14 protein-coding genes and 1 tRNA gene are annotated in these 16251 nt (G+C 55.3%); 6 read left to right on the top strand and 9 right to left on the bottom strand.

What is annotated here, in order from left to right; all coding sequences use genetic code 11:
* The 3 genes from ACN08V_RS06870 to ACN08V_RS06860 form a co-directional block, all read right to left on the bottom strand.
* Window positions 1-492 (bottom strand): FHA domain-containing protein FhaB/FipA, encoded by a 492-nt coding sequence (locus ACN08V_RS06870; protein WP_419104996.1) that lies wholly within the window; start codon window positions 490-492, stop codon window positions 1-3.
* A 3-nt stretch (window positions 493-495) separates the two neighbouring features.
* On the bottom strand, window positions 496-1302 hold the full coding sequence (locus tag ACN08V_RS06865) for an FhaA domain-containing protein (protein WP_419104995.1): 807 nt from the start codon (window positions 1300-1302) through the stop codon (window positions 496-498).
* A gap of 221 nt (window positions 1303-1523) precedes the next feature.
* Window positions 1524-1823, bottom strand: a complete 300-nt coding sequence (locus ACN08V_RS06860; RefSeq protein WP_419100772.1) for a YrhK family protein — start codon at window positions 1821-1823, stop codon at window positions 1524-1526.
* Window positions 1824-1958: 135 nt separating this feature from the next.
* On the opposite strand from ACN08V_RS06860, the gene ACN08V_RS06855 reads away from it, so the two are divergent.
* Window positions 1959-2045, top strand: a tRNA-Leu gene (locus ACN08V_RS06855).
* Window positions 2046-2303: 258 nt separating this feature from the next.
* Here the strand turns inward: ACN08V_RS06855 and ACN08V_RS06850 are convergent.
* Window positions 2304-2699 carry a type II toxin-antitoxin system death-on-curing family toxin gene (locus tag ACN08V_RS06850; protein ID WP_419100773.1) on the bottom strand — a complete coding sequence of 132 codons (396 nt, stop codon included), beginning with the start codon at window positions 2697-2699 and terminating at the stop codon, window positions 2304-2306.
* Between the two features lie 1060 nt (window positions 2700-3759).
* Here ACN08V_RS06850 and ACN08V_RS06845 point away from each other — a divergent pair.
* The 4 genes from ACN08V_RS06845 to ACN08V_RS06830 all read left to right on the top strand — a co-directional run bounded on the left by ACN08V_RS06845 (window position 3760) and on the right by ACN08V_RS06830 (window position 8078).
* The gene (locus ACN08V_RS06845) at window positions 3760-4029 is read left to right on the top strand and encodes a hypothetical protein (protein ID WP_419104994.1); all 270 of its coding nucleotides are present in this window, start codon (window positions 3760-3762) and stop codon (window positions 4027-4029) included.
* Between the two features lie 3 nt (window positions 4030-4032).
* Entirely contained in the window at window positions 4033-6267 is a 2235-nt protein-coding gene (locus tag ACN08V_RS06840; protein ID WP_419104993.1) for an alpha/beta hydrolase, read from the top strand.
* Window positions 6268-6946: 679 nt separating this feature from the next.
* Window positions 6947-7462 (top strand): hypothetical protein, encoded by a 516-nt coding sequence (locus ACN08V_RS06835; RefSeq protein ID WP_419104992.1) that lies wholly within the window; start codon window positions 6947-6949, stop codon window positions 7460-7462.
* A 100-nt stretch (window positions 7463-7562) separates the two neighbouring features.
* Complete coding sequence (locus ACN08V_RS06830) at window positions 7563-8078, top strand: hypothetical protein (protein WP_419104991.1); 516 nt, start codon at window positions 7563-7565, stop codon at window positions 8076-8078.
* A gap of 306 nt (window positions 8079-8384) precedes the next feature.
* Here ACN08V_RS06830 and ACN08V_RS06825 read toward each other — a convergent pair whose 3' ends face one another.
* Window positions 8385-9323 carry a DUF808 domain-containing protein gene (locus tag ACN08V_RS06825; RefSeq protein ID WP_419100352.1) on the bottom strand — a complete coding sequence of 313 codons (939 nt, stop codon included), beginning with the start codon at window positions 9321-9323 and terminating at the stop codon, window positions 8385-8387.
* A 178-nt stretch (window positions 9324-9501) separates the two neighbouring features.
* Between ACN08V_RS06825 and ACN08V_RS06820 the strand changes: the two genes are divergently transcribed.
* Window positions 9502-10578, top strand: coding sequence for an alkene reductase (locus ACN08V_RS06820; RefSeq protein WP_419104990.1), 1077 nt, complete (start codon window positions 9502-9504; stop codon window positions 10576-10578).
* Between the two features lie 90 nt (window positions 10579-10668).
* On the opposite strand, the gene ACN08V_RS06815 is transcribed toward ACN08V_RS06820, so the two are convergent.
* The 4 genes from ACN08V_RS06815 to ACN08V_RS06800 form a co-directional block, all read right to left on the bottom strand.
* The gene (locus tag ACN08V_RS06815) at window positions 10669-11733 is read right to left on the bottom strand and encodes an NAD(P)-dependent alcohol dehydrogenase (RefSeq protein ID WP_419104989.1); all 1065 of its coding nucleotides are present in this window, start codon (window positions 11731-11733) and stop codon (window positions 10669-10671) included.
* Between the two features lie 59 nt (window positions 11734-11792).
* Window positions 11793-12080, bottom strand: coding sequence for a PLDc N-terminal domain-containing protein (locus tag ACN08V_RS06810; protein ID WP_419104988.1), 288 nt, complete (start codon window positions 12078-12080; stop codon window positions 11793-11795).
* Window positions 12081-12219: 139 nt separating this feature from the next.
* Window positions 12220-14649: a 5'-nucleotidase C-terminal domain-containing protein gene (locus ACN08V_RS06805; RefSeq protein ID WP_419104987.1), complete on the bottom strand. Its 2430-nt coding sequence runs from the start codon at window positions 14647-14649 to the stop codon at window positions 12220-12222.
* 136 nt (window positions 14650-14785) lie between these two features.
* Window positions 14786-16243 carry a TIGR01777 family oxidoreductase gene (locus ACN08V_RS06800; protein WP_419104986.1) on the bottom strand — a complete coding sequence of 486 codons (1458 nt, stop codon included), beginning with the start codon at window positions 16241-16243 and terminating at the stop codon, window positions 14786-14788.
* Between the last annotated feature and the right edge of the window lie 8 nt (window positions 16244-16251).

Here is a 16251-nt window from a genome sequence, read left to right as displayed (position 1 = left end):
CTAGTCTTTCAACTGCATGGTTGTGCGACCCACACGGAAAGGCTGCCCCACCTGAACAGGGGTGGCGCGGGTGAGTCGCTGATCGCCAATAAAGGTGCCGTTGGTGGAACCCATATCCTCAAGGAACCAGCGGGACCCTTGCGGAAAGAGACGGGCGTGACGGCCCGAAGCGTAGTCGTCCTGTAAAGAAACCTCAATGTCGGTGGCACGACCGATCGTCACCGGGGAATTACCCAGTCGCATGCTGGCACCTGCCTGGGCGCCGTCAACAATAGTCAAGAGTGAAGGTCGAACCGGGGGTACTGTGGGAGCTGGGTGGGCCGGGGTCGGCGGGACAGCCGCCATCGGCGCGTCCATCTGGGCTCGGGTAGTACGAATATTACGCCCCACACCCAAATCACGGCGAGAAGCGGCAAGCACCATAAAGACAAAAAGCCACAGCAGAATAAGGAAGGCAAAACGCAAAACCGTCACGGTTATTTCAGATGCCACAAGCTACCCCTTACGGACCATGAGACGGAAAATGATACGAGCACGACCCATTTCAATCACCGCGCCGTTTTTAATTTCAACGCGGCCAATCAAACGCCGCCCATTAACGTAGGACCCGTTGGTTGACCCCAAATCAACAGCCAGGTAGGTGTCATCCTGCTGAACGATTTCAAGGTGACGGCGGGAAACGCCGGTGTCCTCAACAGTAATATCGGCATTTGAGCCGCGCCCCAGAGTGACGGGCAGATCCTTTACAGCAAGGCGCTCGCCGTTAATTTCAAGCACAACCTGTGGCTTGGGGGCCGGTCGCTTGGGCTGGGGGAGCTTGTGAGCCGGGACTGGCTCGGTAGGAGGTGGAGCGGCTGGCTTGCTGATACGCGAGGGCAGGGAATCTTGGGCAACAGCAGGCGGAAGGTGCTGTGCCGGGGCCTCCTGGGGGGAGGCAACCTTCTGCTGGGAACCCGTGACTTCAAAATCACCGGGTTCTAGCTGCTCACCCAGGGTGAACGTCACGCGCACAGAACCGCGCAAGGAATAGCCCTGGTCGCGGGCGTGGCGGATAACAACATCGCACAGCTCCTCAGCTAGGGGCACACCCCACTGCTGGGCCCGTGAAAAATCGGGGGCTGAGAACTCTACGGTAAAAACGTTGGGTGCCAGGGTGCGGCCATTGGATACGGCGTAAGCCTTGTTGTCCATTTCGGTACGCAGACGGTTAGCGATATCAACCGGCTCAAAGGTGCCACCCTTGCCGAAGGTGCCGCGCACGGCCTTTTCTAGGCCCTGTTCAAGTTTGTCGATGAACCCCATGCTTGCCTCCTTCAACATCACATATCAGGCTTACCACCCTGAAGATAGCGGGCGCTCTGAAACTGGTTAATACGCAGGGTTAGCGTATAGCCTAAGCATCTAGTCTAGTGGATAACCGTAAAAACTCCCCGAGACAAGCTGGTAAATACCTGCTACTTACCCCTCTTAAATCTGAGGGCCCTATGGGGTTATAGCCAGGGTGGCTGGTCACCCCCATCTCATTAGTTATCAAAAGCTCCGGGCTGAGTCGCCTGTAGCCCACTGGGTGTCCCATGAAGTTTTTTGAGATGGATTCTCCTGCTGATCCGTATGCAGGGGCGTACGAGCATGAGAGCTGAGCCGACAACAAAAAACCAGGTCCCTGTCTCAACGGTTTCTTGCGAGAAAAAGAGAAAGGACCCGATGAGGAAAATAAGTCCGATGAGGATATCGTTACAGATTGAGAGCGTTTCGTAGCGGCCTTGAATAATGAGCTCGTCACGGCCGAAAGTCAGTCTTATATCCTGGGCTGAGTCATTCATTGTTCCATCATTTCACGCCTTACAACCAGAAGGCCCCTAATGTGCTGGATGCCATAAGACCCTCAAGTAGACGTGTCGGTCTCTAGCGTGTATAGTTATCTTCGTTGCCCATTGAGCAACTCAAAAAAGAATAATGCGCAAGTGGCGGAATTGGCAGACGCGCTGGCTTCAGGTGCCAGTGATCGCAAGATCGTGGGGGTTCAAGTCCCCCCTTGCGCACCACGAAAATAAACCCGTTTCCCCAGGTGAGAGCCAGGGAAAACGGGTTTTTCTCTGCCCTAAAACAGCTCTGTGATACTGATTTGATACTCGTTTGCCCAGCAACCCTGTATCAAAGCAGGTGAGAACCAGGGCTAGAGAACCCTGCCCGATGCCAACAAGGGGCCTATCTTAGAAGCCTGCGAGCGCTGGGAACTGTGGGCTGGTGCTCATGGCTCCCAGATTAACAGAGACCCACAACACGATGGGTCAGTTCTTGGTTTACCTGCTACGAGGCACTGACCAGCTTTCTAGTTGCTGGGCTATCTGCTCAAAGGTCAGGGCGTGCTCTGCTACCTGAACAACGAACTGGGCCTGCTGGCTGTCTTCTAGCTCCTGCGGGGAAAGAATATCCCAACCGTTCAGGTACATGAAAAGGACGGTGCAGGTGTAGGCAGTGCGCTTATTGCCGTCCGTGAAAGGGTGATTCTGGACCAGTGCTTCTAGGAGAGCTGCGGCCTTATCGAAGATACCAGGGTAGAGTTCGTGCCCTGCGTAGCTGGTGGCTGGTCGGGCGAGAGCGCTTTCTAGCAGATGTTCCCCACCAGGTTTTAGATGCTGTCCGGGTGCTAGACGGGCGTGGACTGTTAGAGCATCTGTGAGGGCTATGTACCGCATGAGAGGGGCGGCTGGGCTACTGGGTAGCCAGGATAGCGTTTACTCCTTCCAGCCTGTCGAGAACTGTCTCTAAGGCTTCTTGGAAGTCCTGGCTGGTGGTGGTTTCTGGTGCGATGGTAGTCATGTTGGTGTGCCTTCTAGCAGGCTAGGGGTTGGTGGTCTCCTTGTGAGATGTGCTTAAGCCTAGCGTTAAGGGTGGCGATGTGGCTAGGGGTTGGTGGTGTGTTGTCGGTATCTGCGAGAGCTCGCAGTGATGCTGAGGTTGCACCTAATAATGAGCTTGGGGTGTCTTGGTGCCTGGTGAGTTTTTCTCTGGGGTGGGTAGTTATTCCTATGTCTATGTCTTTATCTATACGGCGTGACGTTATCTATGGGGTGGCATAAAAAGAGAGAGCAGACGGTTTAGGTCTGCCCTCTTGGTTATTGCAAGATTCCCCCGCTGCCCGGTGTGGCTGTGGCCCATTGGGAGTGTGGGTTATACCCTGGCGGGTAATCTCCTATCCCGGTTGTGGGGTTTGTGGCCTCTGATGGTAGGAAGTTCTCTGCTTGGTCTTGCTCTGCCTTTTTCTGTTTCTCTCGCTCTCTGTCAAAAGCACTTTTCAGGCTTTCATTAGGGGGTCTATAGGGGTTCAAGTCCCCCTGCGCACCAAGAGCCTTTATTCAAAGGCTGTAAACCCGGGTTCGAGAGTTTTTCTTGGGCCCGGGTTTTGTGTTCTAGGGGCATTCAATGATGGGCGCCTTGGGCTTTCTCGAGTAGCTACAGGGTGTGTGCAAAGAGGTCTTACTGTATGTTTCCTCTTGTTTTAGGCTCTTTGGGGGTGGCTGGGGTGGCGCGTGTGCTCGTGGTACGGTGGTGCTGATGTTCTGTGTGAGTTGACCGTTTCTGGCGAAGAGCTAAGCGTATATATAGATATAGCTAAGACGCGTACTACCTGAGCGCTTTGATAAGAAGTGCATGGTGGTGGTTCCTCAACCTGAAACTGGGCTTGCTCCGGCGGGTGATGATGAGCTAGATGCTGAGCGCCGGAATTAGCTTCGGGAAGACAATAGAAGGATTGGTATGGCTGATATCAGATTCAGTTATGAGCTTTTGCAAGAACTCATCGATACATTCGGGGACCTTAAAACAGTGTTCGAAGGCTACGGTACATCAACGGCGGGTACCGTGGATAGTGATGACCCAGTAGCTCATCATCATGCTGATGTTGTGAAGGGCCAAGAGGGTCAGTTGATGGCGGCAACTGTAGCTTCGTTGGGTAATGCTCGTGATGGCGCGCAAGCGGTTTTCGATGATTTTAAGAGCGCTGATTTAGCGGGAGATGGGAAGTAAAGAATGAGCACTCGTCCTTCTGACTGGTCCCCCTTAACTGGTGGGGACCCATGCCCCGGTGATCCTGCAGCGTATACATCAGTGATTTCTCATTGGCTAGAGCGTGCGACGGGTGCCCAGGCACAGGCTAATAAGTTGCAGGGTATTACCTCTGTTGATGCTGAGTCGAATCGTATTCGCCGTATTGAGCAGGTTGCTGCCGAGGGGCAGGTGGCTTTGGGGAACATGGCTGATACTTTTGTTGCGGTGAGGGATGTGCTACAGGGGTGGCAGACCACATTAAGCGATTTGCAGGCGCGTGCCGACGAGGCCTTGGGTAAGGCACAGAGAGCGCACACGACTGTGGTGGATTCTTCTGCTCAGATTGGGACTTTAGGCGCTATTGCCGGTAAGCAGAGTGAGCAGGATCGGGTGAGGATGGCTTTACTGCAGCAGGAGGTAGCTGTTTCTCAGGGTGTGATTGCCTCAGCGCAGCTTGAGGTGGATGGTATTCGTGCTGAGTATGCGCGGGAGTCTGCTGCTGCGGTGGCTGCGTATGTGTTGAATGTTGAGGGCCTGTGGACTGCCGGTGGTAGTGCGTCTTCTAGTGGGGGTGGCTTTGGTTCTTCAGTGGATGATGTGAAGGGCACTTTACTGGGGGATTTGAGTGATGAGCGGGTGCAACAGTTAAAGGATTTGGCGGCGGCTGCTAATAACGGGCCGGTTGAGTTCGAGGCGTTTTTGGGAGCGTTGTCGGAGCTGGATGCAGGTTCTATCGCTGAGTTTTTTGGTGAGTATCCTGAGCTGGCGCGGTACCCGTTGGGTGGTACGGGTGATGATGTGTGGGATGCTGCGGTGTCGAAGTCTTGGTGGGCTAGTTTGGATGCTGATCAGAAGGCTGCCCTGGCGCATAGTGCTTGCGGTATGGTGGGTAATTTGAATGGTGTGCCGTATTCTGACCGGAATGTGGCCAATCGTTGGTTGTTGGATGATTTGTTGGCTGATGAGTCTTTGGATGATGCGACACGTGCGGCCTTAGTGCAGTTGCAGGAAGCGTCAGCTTATAAAAAGGGCAAAAAAGCTCCTCGCCTTATTCTTTCGTTGGATATATCGAACTCTCGTATTGATGATGGTTTTGATGAGAATAATGTTCTGGCAGTTGTATCTGTTGGAGACGTAGATTCGGCTGATGCTACGACTGTTATGGTTCCTGGTATGGACAACAGTGTGGGGCGTAGTATCAAGGATTTAACGCTGAACGCCCAGGATATGCACAGGCAACAAATGGATGGTTTACAAGTGGGGGATTACCAAAAATCCCAGAAACGCATAGCTGTAGTCGCGTATTTAGGGTATGACACGCCAAATATTGAATCAACACTTGACGGCAGGTCTGATTCAAGTGGATATCGAGAGCGAAGCGCAGCTATGCGAGGGGTCCCAATTTCGAAAAAGCCAACACAAAGTGTGTTAAGCCCTGAAATGGCTCAGCAGGGCGGTCAAAAACTTGCTAGTTTCTATGACGGCTTGAACGTCACTAAATCTTCTAACACTGATATCCCTGAATACGGGGCGGGCAAGACGGACGCTTATAACGACCCATTTGTTTCTATTAACGCCCATTCCTACGGTACGACCACAAGTGCGGAAGCGCTTGGGCTCTCTCAGACAAGCGTGAACAATGCGGTGTTTTATGGTTCCGCTGGTTTAACGTGGGATGCCGTGAGGAAAGCTAACGCTGGTGAGTGGATGCTAGAGCGTGATGCCCAGGGGCAGCAACACCTGTCGTATGTGCATTCTCCGCATGACTGGCTGGCACCTATCGGTGCTTTTGGCGCTGGGCGTAAGGGGCCTGGTGATATTGATTTTGCGCAGGAGTTTAGTGATGCTGCGGTTATCGATAGCGAGGGTAATTATTGGTATAACGTGGAGCATCATCCGGTGAATACTACTACTCAGAGTTGGGGTTGGAGCTTGGTGACAGATCCAGGGTTTGGTACTCAGCGAGGCTATTGGTCTAATGATTCTGCGACTATATTGTTTGGGTCTCAGCGTTCTTTGGGCGGTCTAATATCACAGAGTGACTTGGTGACGGTAGAGGCTTTTTACACGGTCAAGGGTGACGGTACTGGTTATGGTTCTGACACAGTGAGTGTACGTATTCCTGTATCTGCTTGGCAGTGGGAACATGCTTCTGATGAGGAACGTAAGGAGTTATTGCAAAAGATGATGGCCTCGCAGGGAATTTCTGGGCAGTAGGTAGTTGGGTAGGCTGATGATGTGGTTTTGCTGTTCTTATGAAAGGGGCCTGTAATGGTGTCTTCTATTATTCGGTTTTGTGCCGTGTTAGGTATGGTTTTTCTTATGACAGGGTGTGGTTTTATGCAGGGTTCTTCTCGGGTTGCTTCTGCTGAGCAGCAGCGTGTGATTGTGGATGAGTTTTGGTCTTTGTTCCCTGGTACGGTGGAGGCTACGGGTACTGATCCTTCTCATTTTGTGTATGAGGGTGGGGATCCGTATAGCGTGGAGGAGGCTCGGGGTCGTGGTTTTAGTGCTATGAGTTCGTGTTCGAATGATGTTGATGGGACGTCTTTGTATATGTTGTCTGCTTTGGTGAGGGACATTTCTCAGCGTAATTCGAAAGATGAATACAAGCAGAAGGTGCAGAGGATGCGTGATTTGTGGGAGTCTCAGGGGTATGAGGTTCAGGGTAGGGGGCCTCATAGTGATGGGTCTGAGATTGTGATGTATACGGATTCTGGTACGCGGGTGTCGTATTTGGCTACTGTGTCGGGTGAGCGTATATCGGTTGATACGGCGTGTGTTTTGTCGAAGTAGTTGGTTTGGGGATGTAGCCCGGGGGGTGGCTGGTGGCGGTAGTATCTGTGGTGACTGTGTTTGTGATTTATCTCTGGGATAGTCCTGGTTGTGAGGTGGTGTGGTGAAGCGTTTGGGTGGGGTGCTTGCCCTTGTTCTTGTGGTGTTGTTGGGGTGTTCTTTGGTGAAGGGTTCTTCTCGGGTTGCTTCTGCTGAGCAGCAGCGTGTGATTGTGGATGAGTTTTGGTCTTTGTTCCCTGGTACGGTGGAGGCTACGGGTACTGATCCTTCTCATTTTGTGTATGCCGGTGGGGCTATTTACACTGCGGAGCGTATTGCTGAGCGTGGTCTTGATTATCGGTCGTGTTCGAATGATGTTGATGGGACGTCTTTGTATATGTTGTCTGCTTCGGTGAGTGATAGCAGCCAAAGAAATACAAAGGATGAGTATCAGCAGAAGGTGCAGGGGATGCGTGATTTGTGGGAGTCTCAGGGGTATGAGGTTCGAGGTAGGGGGCCTCATAGTGATGGGTCTGAGATTGTGATGTATACGGATTCTGGTACGCGGGTGTCGTATTTGGCTACTGTGTCGGGTGAGCGTATATCGGTTGATACGGCGTGTGTTTTGTCGAAGTAGTTGGTTTGGGGATGTAGCCCGGGGGGTGGCTGGTGGCGGTAGTATCTGTGGTGACTGTGTTTGTGATTTATCTCTGGGATAGTCCTGGTTGTGAGGTGGTGTGGTGAAGCGTTTGGGTGGGGTGCTTGCCCTTGTTCTTGTGGTGTTGTTGGGGTGTTCTTTGGTGAAGGGTTCTTCTCGGGTTGCTTCTGCTGAGCAGCAGCGTGTGATTGTGGATGAGTTTTGGTCTTTGTTCCCTGGTACGGTGGAGGCTACGGGTACTGATCCTGCTCATTTTGTGTATGCCGGTGGGGCTATTTACACTGCGGAGCGTATTGCTGAGCGTGGTCTTGATTATCGGTCGTGTTCGAATGATGTTGATGGGACGTCTTTGTATATGTTGTCTGCTTTGGTGAGGGATACTTCTCAGCGTAATTCGAAGGATGAGTATCAGCAGAAGGTGCAGGGGATGCGTGATTTGTGGGAGTCTCAGGGGTATGAGGTTTTGAGTGTGGGGCCGGTGAGTGCTGGTGCTGAGATTAAGTTTGTGACGGATGCTGGTACTGAGGTTCGTTATAGTGCGGGGGAGCACGCTGAGATTATCCAGGTTCAGACGGCGTGTGTTTTGTCGAAGTAGTTGGTTTGGGGCGTTGTTGTTTGTAGCCCGGGGGTGGCTGTGTCTTTTCTGTTTCTTGGGTGTTTTGGTGGGGGTGTCTGTGAGCTGATGGGCAGATGGTTCGTTGGGGGTCTTTGTTGAGGGGTTGTGTACCTGGGTTTGAGAGTGTTTTCTTGGGCCCGCCCTTCTACCAGCCTGAACCACCGCTGTGTTGCCTGATGACCTAGCTTTTAGATACACCGCGGCCCCGCACCTTCTGTGTGAAGTGTGCGGGGCCGCAAAGCATCGGAAAGGGAGAGTAACCTACCCTCGGTATGCCTCAGCAGGCTAGTGGTGCTTCTTACCTATCGGCAGGAAGTGCATAACCAGGGCAATGAAACCGCCCCAAATCGTACCCAAAACCATGGAGCAGAAAGTATTAATGCACCAGGTCAGCGCACCGCTCAAAGCAGGAACCAGGGTGCCATAGTGCTCCAGGTGGTGAACAAAGCCGTAAGGAGCATGCCAGCCCAGCTCATCCAGGCCAACCAGAATAATGTGGCCACCCACCCACAGCATAGCGAAAGTACCAACAATAGAAATGATGTTCATCAGGACCGGCATGGCCTTGACCAAGCCCAGGCCAAACTTCTGGGCACCAGCAGACTTGCTCTGAGCCATATGCAGGCCGATATCGTCCATCTTGACCAGCAGGCCCACCGCACCATAAACCGCTACGGTGATAGCGACACCAACGATCGCCAGAATAATAGCCCGCGACCAGAAACCCTCACTAGCAACCTCATTGAGCGCAATCACCATGATTTCCGCGCTCAAAATAAAGTCGGTGCGTACCGCGCCGGAAACAACCTTCTTCTCGGCCTCCGGGCCTGCAAGGAGGACTGGAGCCTCAGCCTCTATGTCTTCCTTCGGGGAAAGTAACTCAATAACCTTCTCAGCGCCCTCAAAGCACAGGTAGGTACCGCCGATCATGAGTAAGGGAGTGAGGGCCCAGGGCAGGTACTGGCTGAGTACAAGAGCCGCTGGCAGAATAAAAATCAGCTTATTCCGCAGTGAACCCACCGCGATCTTCCGAATAATCGGTAGCTCACGTTTAGGCTCAACACCCTGCACATACTGAGGTGTTACTGCCGCATCATCAACCACCACGCCAGCAGCCTTAATGCTGGCTCGACCGGTAGCTGCCACAATATCATCGGTGCTAGCTGCCGCCAGCTTAGCCAGAGCGGCAACATCATCAAGTAAAGCGGCTAAACCACCGGCCATAGTAACTCCTTGGAAAAAGTGAATATCTGCCTCTAAGAATAGTGCCCCACCTGCGAGAACCCACTAGGGCCCTGGGCACATTTTCGCTCCCGGGGTATCTTATGCCAGCTCTGAGGGAATAAGCGTGGCATGAAAACAGTTATGCACTGCGTACATTAGACTCACGAAAGGCACCCCATTGACCACCCTCTTTGAACCAGCACAGGCTGGCTCACTTACCCTCAAGAACCGCATCACCATGGCCGCCCTCACCCGCTCCCGCGCGGGACTAGACGGGGTGCCCAGCGACCTACACGTAGAGTACTACACCCAGCGAGCCAGTGCTGGCCTCATCGTCACTGAAGGCACCCGCACCAGCCACGTTGGTCAGGCCTTCCTCGGCCAACCCGGTATCCACACCCAGGACCAGATCGCTGGCTGGCGCCGTGTAGCTGACTCCGTACATTCCGCCGGTGGTACCATCGTCATGCAGATTATGCACGGTGGTCGCCTAACCCTGCCCACCATCAACAAGGGTGAACAGGCTGAAGCGCCCAGTGCCATTGCCCCCGGCGTTACCCTGCACGGTGCTAACGGCCGCGAAGACGTACCCACCCCACGCGCCCTTGACTCAGATGAACTGCCCCGCATTGTGGAAGAGTTCGTGACAGCTGCCCGCAACACTATTGAAGCCGGTATGGACGGCGTAGAAATTCACGGTGCCAACGGCTACCTCCTACACGAGTTCCTTGCCCCCTCAGCCAACCAGCGCACTGACTCCTACGGTGGTTCACCCGAAAATCGTGCCCGTCTGGTTATTGAGGTGGTCCGCGCCGTTGCTGATGCTATTGGTGCCGATCGCACCGCCCTGCGTATCTCACCCGAGCACAACGTCCAAGGCAACATTGAAGATAACCGCGCCGAGACTCTAGCAACCTACGACGCTCTCCTGGCGGGAATCAGCGACCTGGACCTGGCCTACCTCTCAATCCTGCACGCAGATATTGAGGGGGACTTTGTTGCCCACCTGCGCCAGGCCTTCGGTGGCTTCACCCTGCTCAACAGCGGGTTCGCTGAGGTAACCGACCGTGCCGAGGCAGAGCGTATCGTTGAGGGTAACCTAGCGGATGCCGCAGTAGTTGGCCGCCTGCTCATTTCCAACCCGGACCTGGTACGCCGCTGGCAGGCAAACCTAGAAATCACTGCTCCCGACATGGCAACTTTCTACACCCCCGGCGCTCAGGGCTACACCGACTACCCCTTTGCCGGCTCGTAAATATAACTATTCAGGCATATAAAAGAGCCGCCCTCTTTCCCCTTGATATCAAGGGGAAAGAGGGCGGCTCATGAGATCTGAGCAGACGTGCTAGGCGCTGACTTCTGCCTTCTCAAAGGTTGCCGTATCAATGACTACGCGAAACTGGACATCGCCCGCGGCGACACGTTCGTAGGCCTCATCGACCTGATCGACACCGACCTTCTCAATCACAGCGGCAATACCGTGCTCGGCGCAGAAATCCAGCATCTGCTGAGTCTCGGGAATACCGCCGATATTGTTGCCGGTCAGTACCTTGCCGCCGCCAATCAGACGGTTCATGTGGAGGGAGAGAGCCTCCGGCGGCAGGCCCACCACGCTCATAATGCCACGGGGCTTAAGTAAGCCCAGGTAGGAATCCAAATCAATGGGGGCAGAAATAGTGTTGAGGATCAGGTCAAACTCCCCGCGGTGCTCCTCAAAGAAACCTTCCTCGCTGGTTGCCAGGGTACGGGAAGCGCCCAGCGCGGCGGCGGCCTCAGCCTTCTTCAGATTGCGGGAGAGAACCGTTACCTCAGCACCCATGGCGGCAGCAATCTGCACACCCATATGCCCCAGGCCCCCCAGGCCCAGAATAGCGACCTTAGCGCCGGGCTTAAGGCCCCAGCGAGCCAGAGGCGAGAAGGTGGTGATGCCAGCGCACAGCAGGGGAGCGGCCACATCGAACTCAAGAGCATCGGGAATATTCAGCACAAACCGCTCATTGACGGTGATCTTCTGGGAATAACCACCCTGGGTGATAGAGCCGTCAACATCCTTGGAATTGTAGGTTCCCACGGCCCCGTTCAGGCAGTTGTTCTCAAACCCGGCGGTGCACTGCTCGCACTCACCGCAGGAATTGACCAGACACCCCACACCTACGCGGTCGCCTACCTTGAACTTGGTAACAGCCGAGCCTACCGCCTCAACGGTGCCGGCAATCTCATGCCCCACCGCCAGGGGGAAATGGGCTTCACCCCACTCGTTATGAATCGTGTGAATATCGGAGTGGCAGATACCTGCTGCCTCAATCTTGATGACAACATCATCTTCACGGGGGTCCCGGCGCTCAAGCTCAGTGACCTTAAAAGGCTGGTCGGGGCCAAATTTTTGCAGGGCTTTGACGGTATAGGGCATAACTTTCCTTTGTGTGAATCTGCCAGGTTAGCTCTAACTCTACGCCCTGCTCGAGACTTTTAGGCCTCGAGTTCACCCTCAGAGTGACGAGGTGCTGCCAAGAGCTGCTGCCGGTCGGCCCGCAACCGCAACCAGTAGGCCAGCGGACCCACCAGGGGTAGGAAAAGGGTGAAGAGAACCCACTTGAGCTTCTGTATCTCGGTCAGGTGGCTCTGGCGGTGAATAGTGAACACACAATACAGGGCCAAACCTAAAGACAGAAAAAGAATGGGGTAGAAGAACCAGCCGAAAACACTGACGGTGGAGCTGGTTTCTGTGGCAAGAAGGGTCACGGTGGGGTGAGGCATACCCACCATTGTAACTACCGGGCTTAAAGAAAGCGCGGGTGCCTGCTCCGCTGGGGAGAGGGCACCCGCTAAGGGTTTACCTCAGAGGGCCTTGGCAAGGGGCCTGAGCCTGCCTTACCTACCCCTGATGAACAAGCCTCTATGCCTTGCGGCGACCTGCCCGAAGAACAGCTACACCAGCTAGCAGAGCCAGGCCGCCAGCGGCGGCAATCAGGCTGGCGGTAAAGCCGGTGTTAGCCAGGCGGTTTGACGAAGCAGAGCTTGATTTAGTAGCGCCAGATGAGGCCTTCACCGTGCTACCGTCCTCTGCCCTATTGGTGTAGTTGGGGTTCAGCTCGCACCCGAGCTGGTCACCATCGGCGTCCAATCCCTTGTGGAAACCGGCTTCGTCGGAGCCAATGGGGCGACCTAGCTTATCCCAGACAGCGGCACAGTTCTCGTAGGTAAAAGGGGTTTCAGGAGTGGTGGGGGCCGGGGCGCTGCTTGTCTTCGGAGCCGGGGTTACTGCCCCTTGACTGGGGCTAGGAGCCGGCTGGTCTGTGGGATCAGCGGTGGGAGTAGGCTGAGGGGGCTCAACCGGTGCAGGGGGCTCAGCGGAGGAGCCTGTGAACTTGGCGCTCAGGCGAACAAGGGTGCCTGTGACATCGCTGGGATCGGCCAGTTCAATCTCATGCTGCCCGGCGGTAATGCCCTGACCCGCCAAATCTAGAGCTACAGTTGCGGTGCCGTCTGTGGCTACCTCAACGGTGCCCACCTCAATACCATCAATGGTGACCTTAAGTTCGGTCAGTGCAGGGACGCCGAAGCTCCGTACATTCAGGTCAGCCAGCGAGAACGTGAGCTGGCCATTTACGTCGTAGCCTGCTGCCAGGTCCTGGACCTTAACAGCCTGCTTGGCATAGTTGGGGTTCACGGTTCCGTTTGCCTTGAAATAATTCACGAAGGCATCAGAATCCACCAGCGCCGTATCCTTGGGGTTGGTGCCCTGGGTAAAAGTACTGAAGTTATCGCCGCCACCGAGCAGGAAGCTGGGGATAGCGACGGTAAAGGTATCGGTATCTTCTACCTTCTTACCGTTCACATACACATCGAGGATATTTGAGCCGCGAGTTGCGTACCCGGCTGCATCGGTAGACCCGGTGTAGGTGTAGGTGACGTTGGACGAGAAACCTAGCTGCAGGTAGGGGCGGTTAGCCATCTCGCCTGCGGCGTTCTGCTGCCACTGCTCTTCCAGCACAGCCTTAAGCTGTTGGGCGGTCAATTCGGTGGTCCACAGGTTGTTAGCGAAGGGGGTGACATTGACGATATCCATGACCCGCACGTTCTGGTTAGCGGCCAGACCCAGGCTGGTGCGCAGGCCACCGGGTAGCTCATCTCGCAAGCCACCGGGGTTGACAATGCCGATATCGGCGGGTGTGCGACCGGTTGAGTTCGCGGCTGCCAGGTACATATCGGCAACCAGGTGACCCATAGTGGATTCGTAGTTGCGCATATCGAACCCACCCCGCGCCTCCTTGCCAGCATCGAAGCCAGTGGTAATAGGGGCGCCAACCTGCCCAGCAAGGACTGAGCCTTGCTCAGTTGCATAAGAATTAGCTTGGCTGACAATAGTGTTAACCTGGGCCAGTACCGGATCAGCGGCAATCTGATCGGCAGTGGGCGCATCCATACGTTTGACCAGCTCAGAAGAATAGGCTGTTACCTCACCTGCATCATTCAACCTCAGGACAACCTTACCCAGGTTATCGCCATAGTTACCGGTCTGGACCACGGGGCGAGTCTTGCCCGGCTGCCCGGGAACAACGCCGTCAATCACGTACTCCTGGTGCGTATGGCCTGTGAAGATAACATCAACATTTGCGCTGGTCTGGTTGATAATGGCATCACCGGCAGGATCAGCAGTATTGACGCCCTCATGGTACTCGGCAACAATGACTTGGGCCTCACCGTTGGAGGGGTCCCCGTCAGAGAGCTGGGCGGCGTATTTATTGACCGCAGCAACCGGGTCGGTGAACTGTAGAGAGGCAAGCTGGGACGGGTCAGTTAGCTGAGGGGTCTCGGTAGTGACTGCACCAATCACAGCAACAGAGGTGCCGTTGACCTCGGTGATGTAATAGGGTTCCAGGGCGGGGGAGCCGTCCGTCTTGAGGACGTTAGCGCCCAGGTAAGAAAAAGATGCGGCGGGGATAATGCGGTTGAAGAGATCCTGAGCGCCGGCATCGAACTCGTGGTTACCTACAGCGCTAGCTCTGAGGCCGAGGGCATTGAGGTACTCCAGGGTGGGCTGATCCTTTTGTACGCTCGAAACATAGAGGGAGGCACCCACGTTATCACCAGCGGCGAGCAGGAGTGAACCCCCGTGCGCTTTCGACCGCTCAGCCTGAACCGTGTTAGCAAGGCCCATAGCGATGCTAGTAGATACACGGCCGTGAAAGTCGTTGATGTTGAGCAGGGTGAGAGTTGTTGAATCTGCGGCACCAGCACCCGGTAGGGGAGCTACAACCAGGGCAAGAACAGTGGCACCGGTTGCGGTAATACCGGCAAGGCGGCGTGACAGAGAGGAAGCCATGCTTATCTTTCGTGTGTTTTTGGGAGTGTGCTACACAACAGGATAGCCCGAAGTGGCGCACAAGCCCGGCAGAAGGCAGTGACTTTTAGATGAAATGCCATTGCCGGCAGGCGTTCTATGGACTTCTTGGGGGAAACTAGGAAGCCAGTTCGTGCTCAAGTGCCGTGCGGAGCGCTGGCTCAAAAAACACATAGCCACTCGCCAGGAGCTTTTCTGCGCTAGCGTTCTGGCTTGCCAGGGCAAGCTCCTGTGCACCCTCGGCTCCCAAGAGTAAGGCTGGGCCGAACTTTGGGACAGGCAGGAAAACCGGGCGTTTGAGCACCGCACCCACTGTCTTAGCAAGCTCCCGGGCCGTAACAGGGTCTGGAGCGACCGCATTGACCGGCCCCCTGAGCGACTCGGTCATCACCGCGTGCACATAGATACCGGCAATGTCATCTAGGCTGATCCAGCTCTGCACCTGCTGACCGTTCCCAACCCAGCCACCCGTCCCGGTTGCAAAGAGAGGTAGCTGGAGGCGTAGCATACCGCCCAATACCGACTGCACCAGGCCTGTGCGCACATTGACCACGCGCACCCCGGCATCCCGGGCGGGTTGGCAGGCAGCCTCCCACTGCTGACACACCTCGGCCAGGAAGCCGTTCCCAGCTGGCATATCCTCAGTCAGCAGCTCATCACCCCTGCCCAAACCGTAAAAACCGACAGCCGATGCACACACAAAGACACGCGGCCCCCTGCCCTCAGCGGCCAGCCGAGCAAGAGTCTGCGCCAGCACCGTTGTAGAGCCTACCCGTGACTGAAGAATCGCTTTTTTATTCTGCGCCGTGAAGCGCTGGCTAATACTGACACCGCCCAAATGAATCAGCGCATCGGCACCCTCAAAAACAGCCTCATCAATCTGCCCGCTCTCGGGATCCCAAGCAAACTCGTTCTCGCTGGTTACGTTACCGCGCACCAGCGTGCGGACGGTGTGCCCACCGCCGGTCAGCAGGGCTGTTACCTGCTTGCCTACCGTGCCGGAGGCCCCAGCTACCACCACGGTCATCGGCTCCCTGGCATAGCGCTGCTGAAAGCTTAGGTCGGCGGTGATACGGCGCTCGCGGGCGGTAAAGACACGCTCTAGCTGACGCTCAATAGCAGGTCCGGTGACCTTCTCGCCCCCGCCCAAGATAGCCTGAAGTGCCGAGTCCGCGCCCGTGAGCACTCGGTTACTACCGTCTGAACCAGCAAGGCTGTAGTCGGGCAGAACCCGGAACTCAACCGCGTCACGAACCAAGGTACGCTCATGACCTGCGGAGAAACTATGAGTATGCTCCCACCGAGTAAAAGGCCCGCGAGCCATTTCATCTGTAAAAGAGTTGGCTTCAGCAGCTGTATGGCGGGCCTGCCAGGGAAGGGTAAGCAGGCCATAGGTCAGTGGTAGCGCAACGCTAGTACGCGCTATGCTCCCCGGAGCCTGAGGGTTACCTTCCTGCTGAACCTGACCAGCCCAGTGAGGGGTTGCTCGGGTCAGCGCGCCCGGGCGATGAAACCAGGTACGCACCGTCTCAAGATCAAAGGGATAGGTTGAGGTATAGCTAAAATTGCCGGTCATGAGGACTC

Origin of the sequence: Rothia sp. P5766 (assembly GCF_048513555.1) — a bacterium.
Lineage (GTDB): Bacteria > Actinomycetota > Actinomycetes > Actinomycetales > Micrococcaceae > Rothia.
Note: the sequence above shows the minus strand (reverse complement) of the source record. Positions and strands in the feature narration are given on the sequence as shown.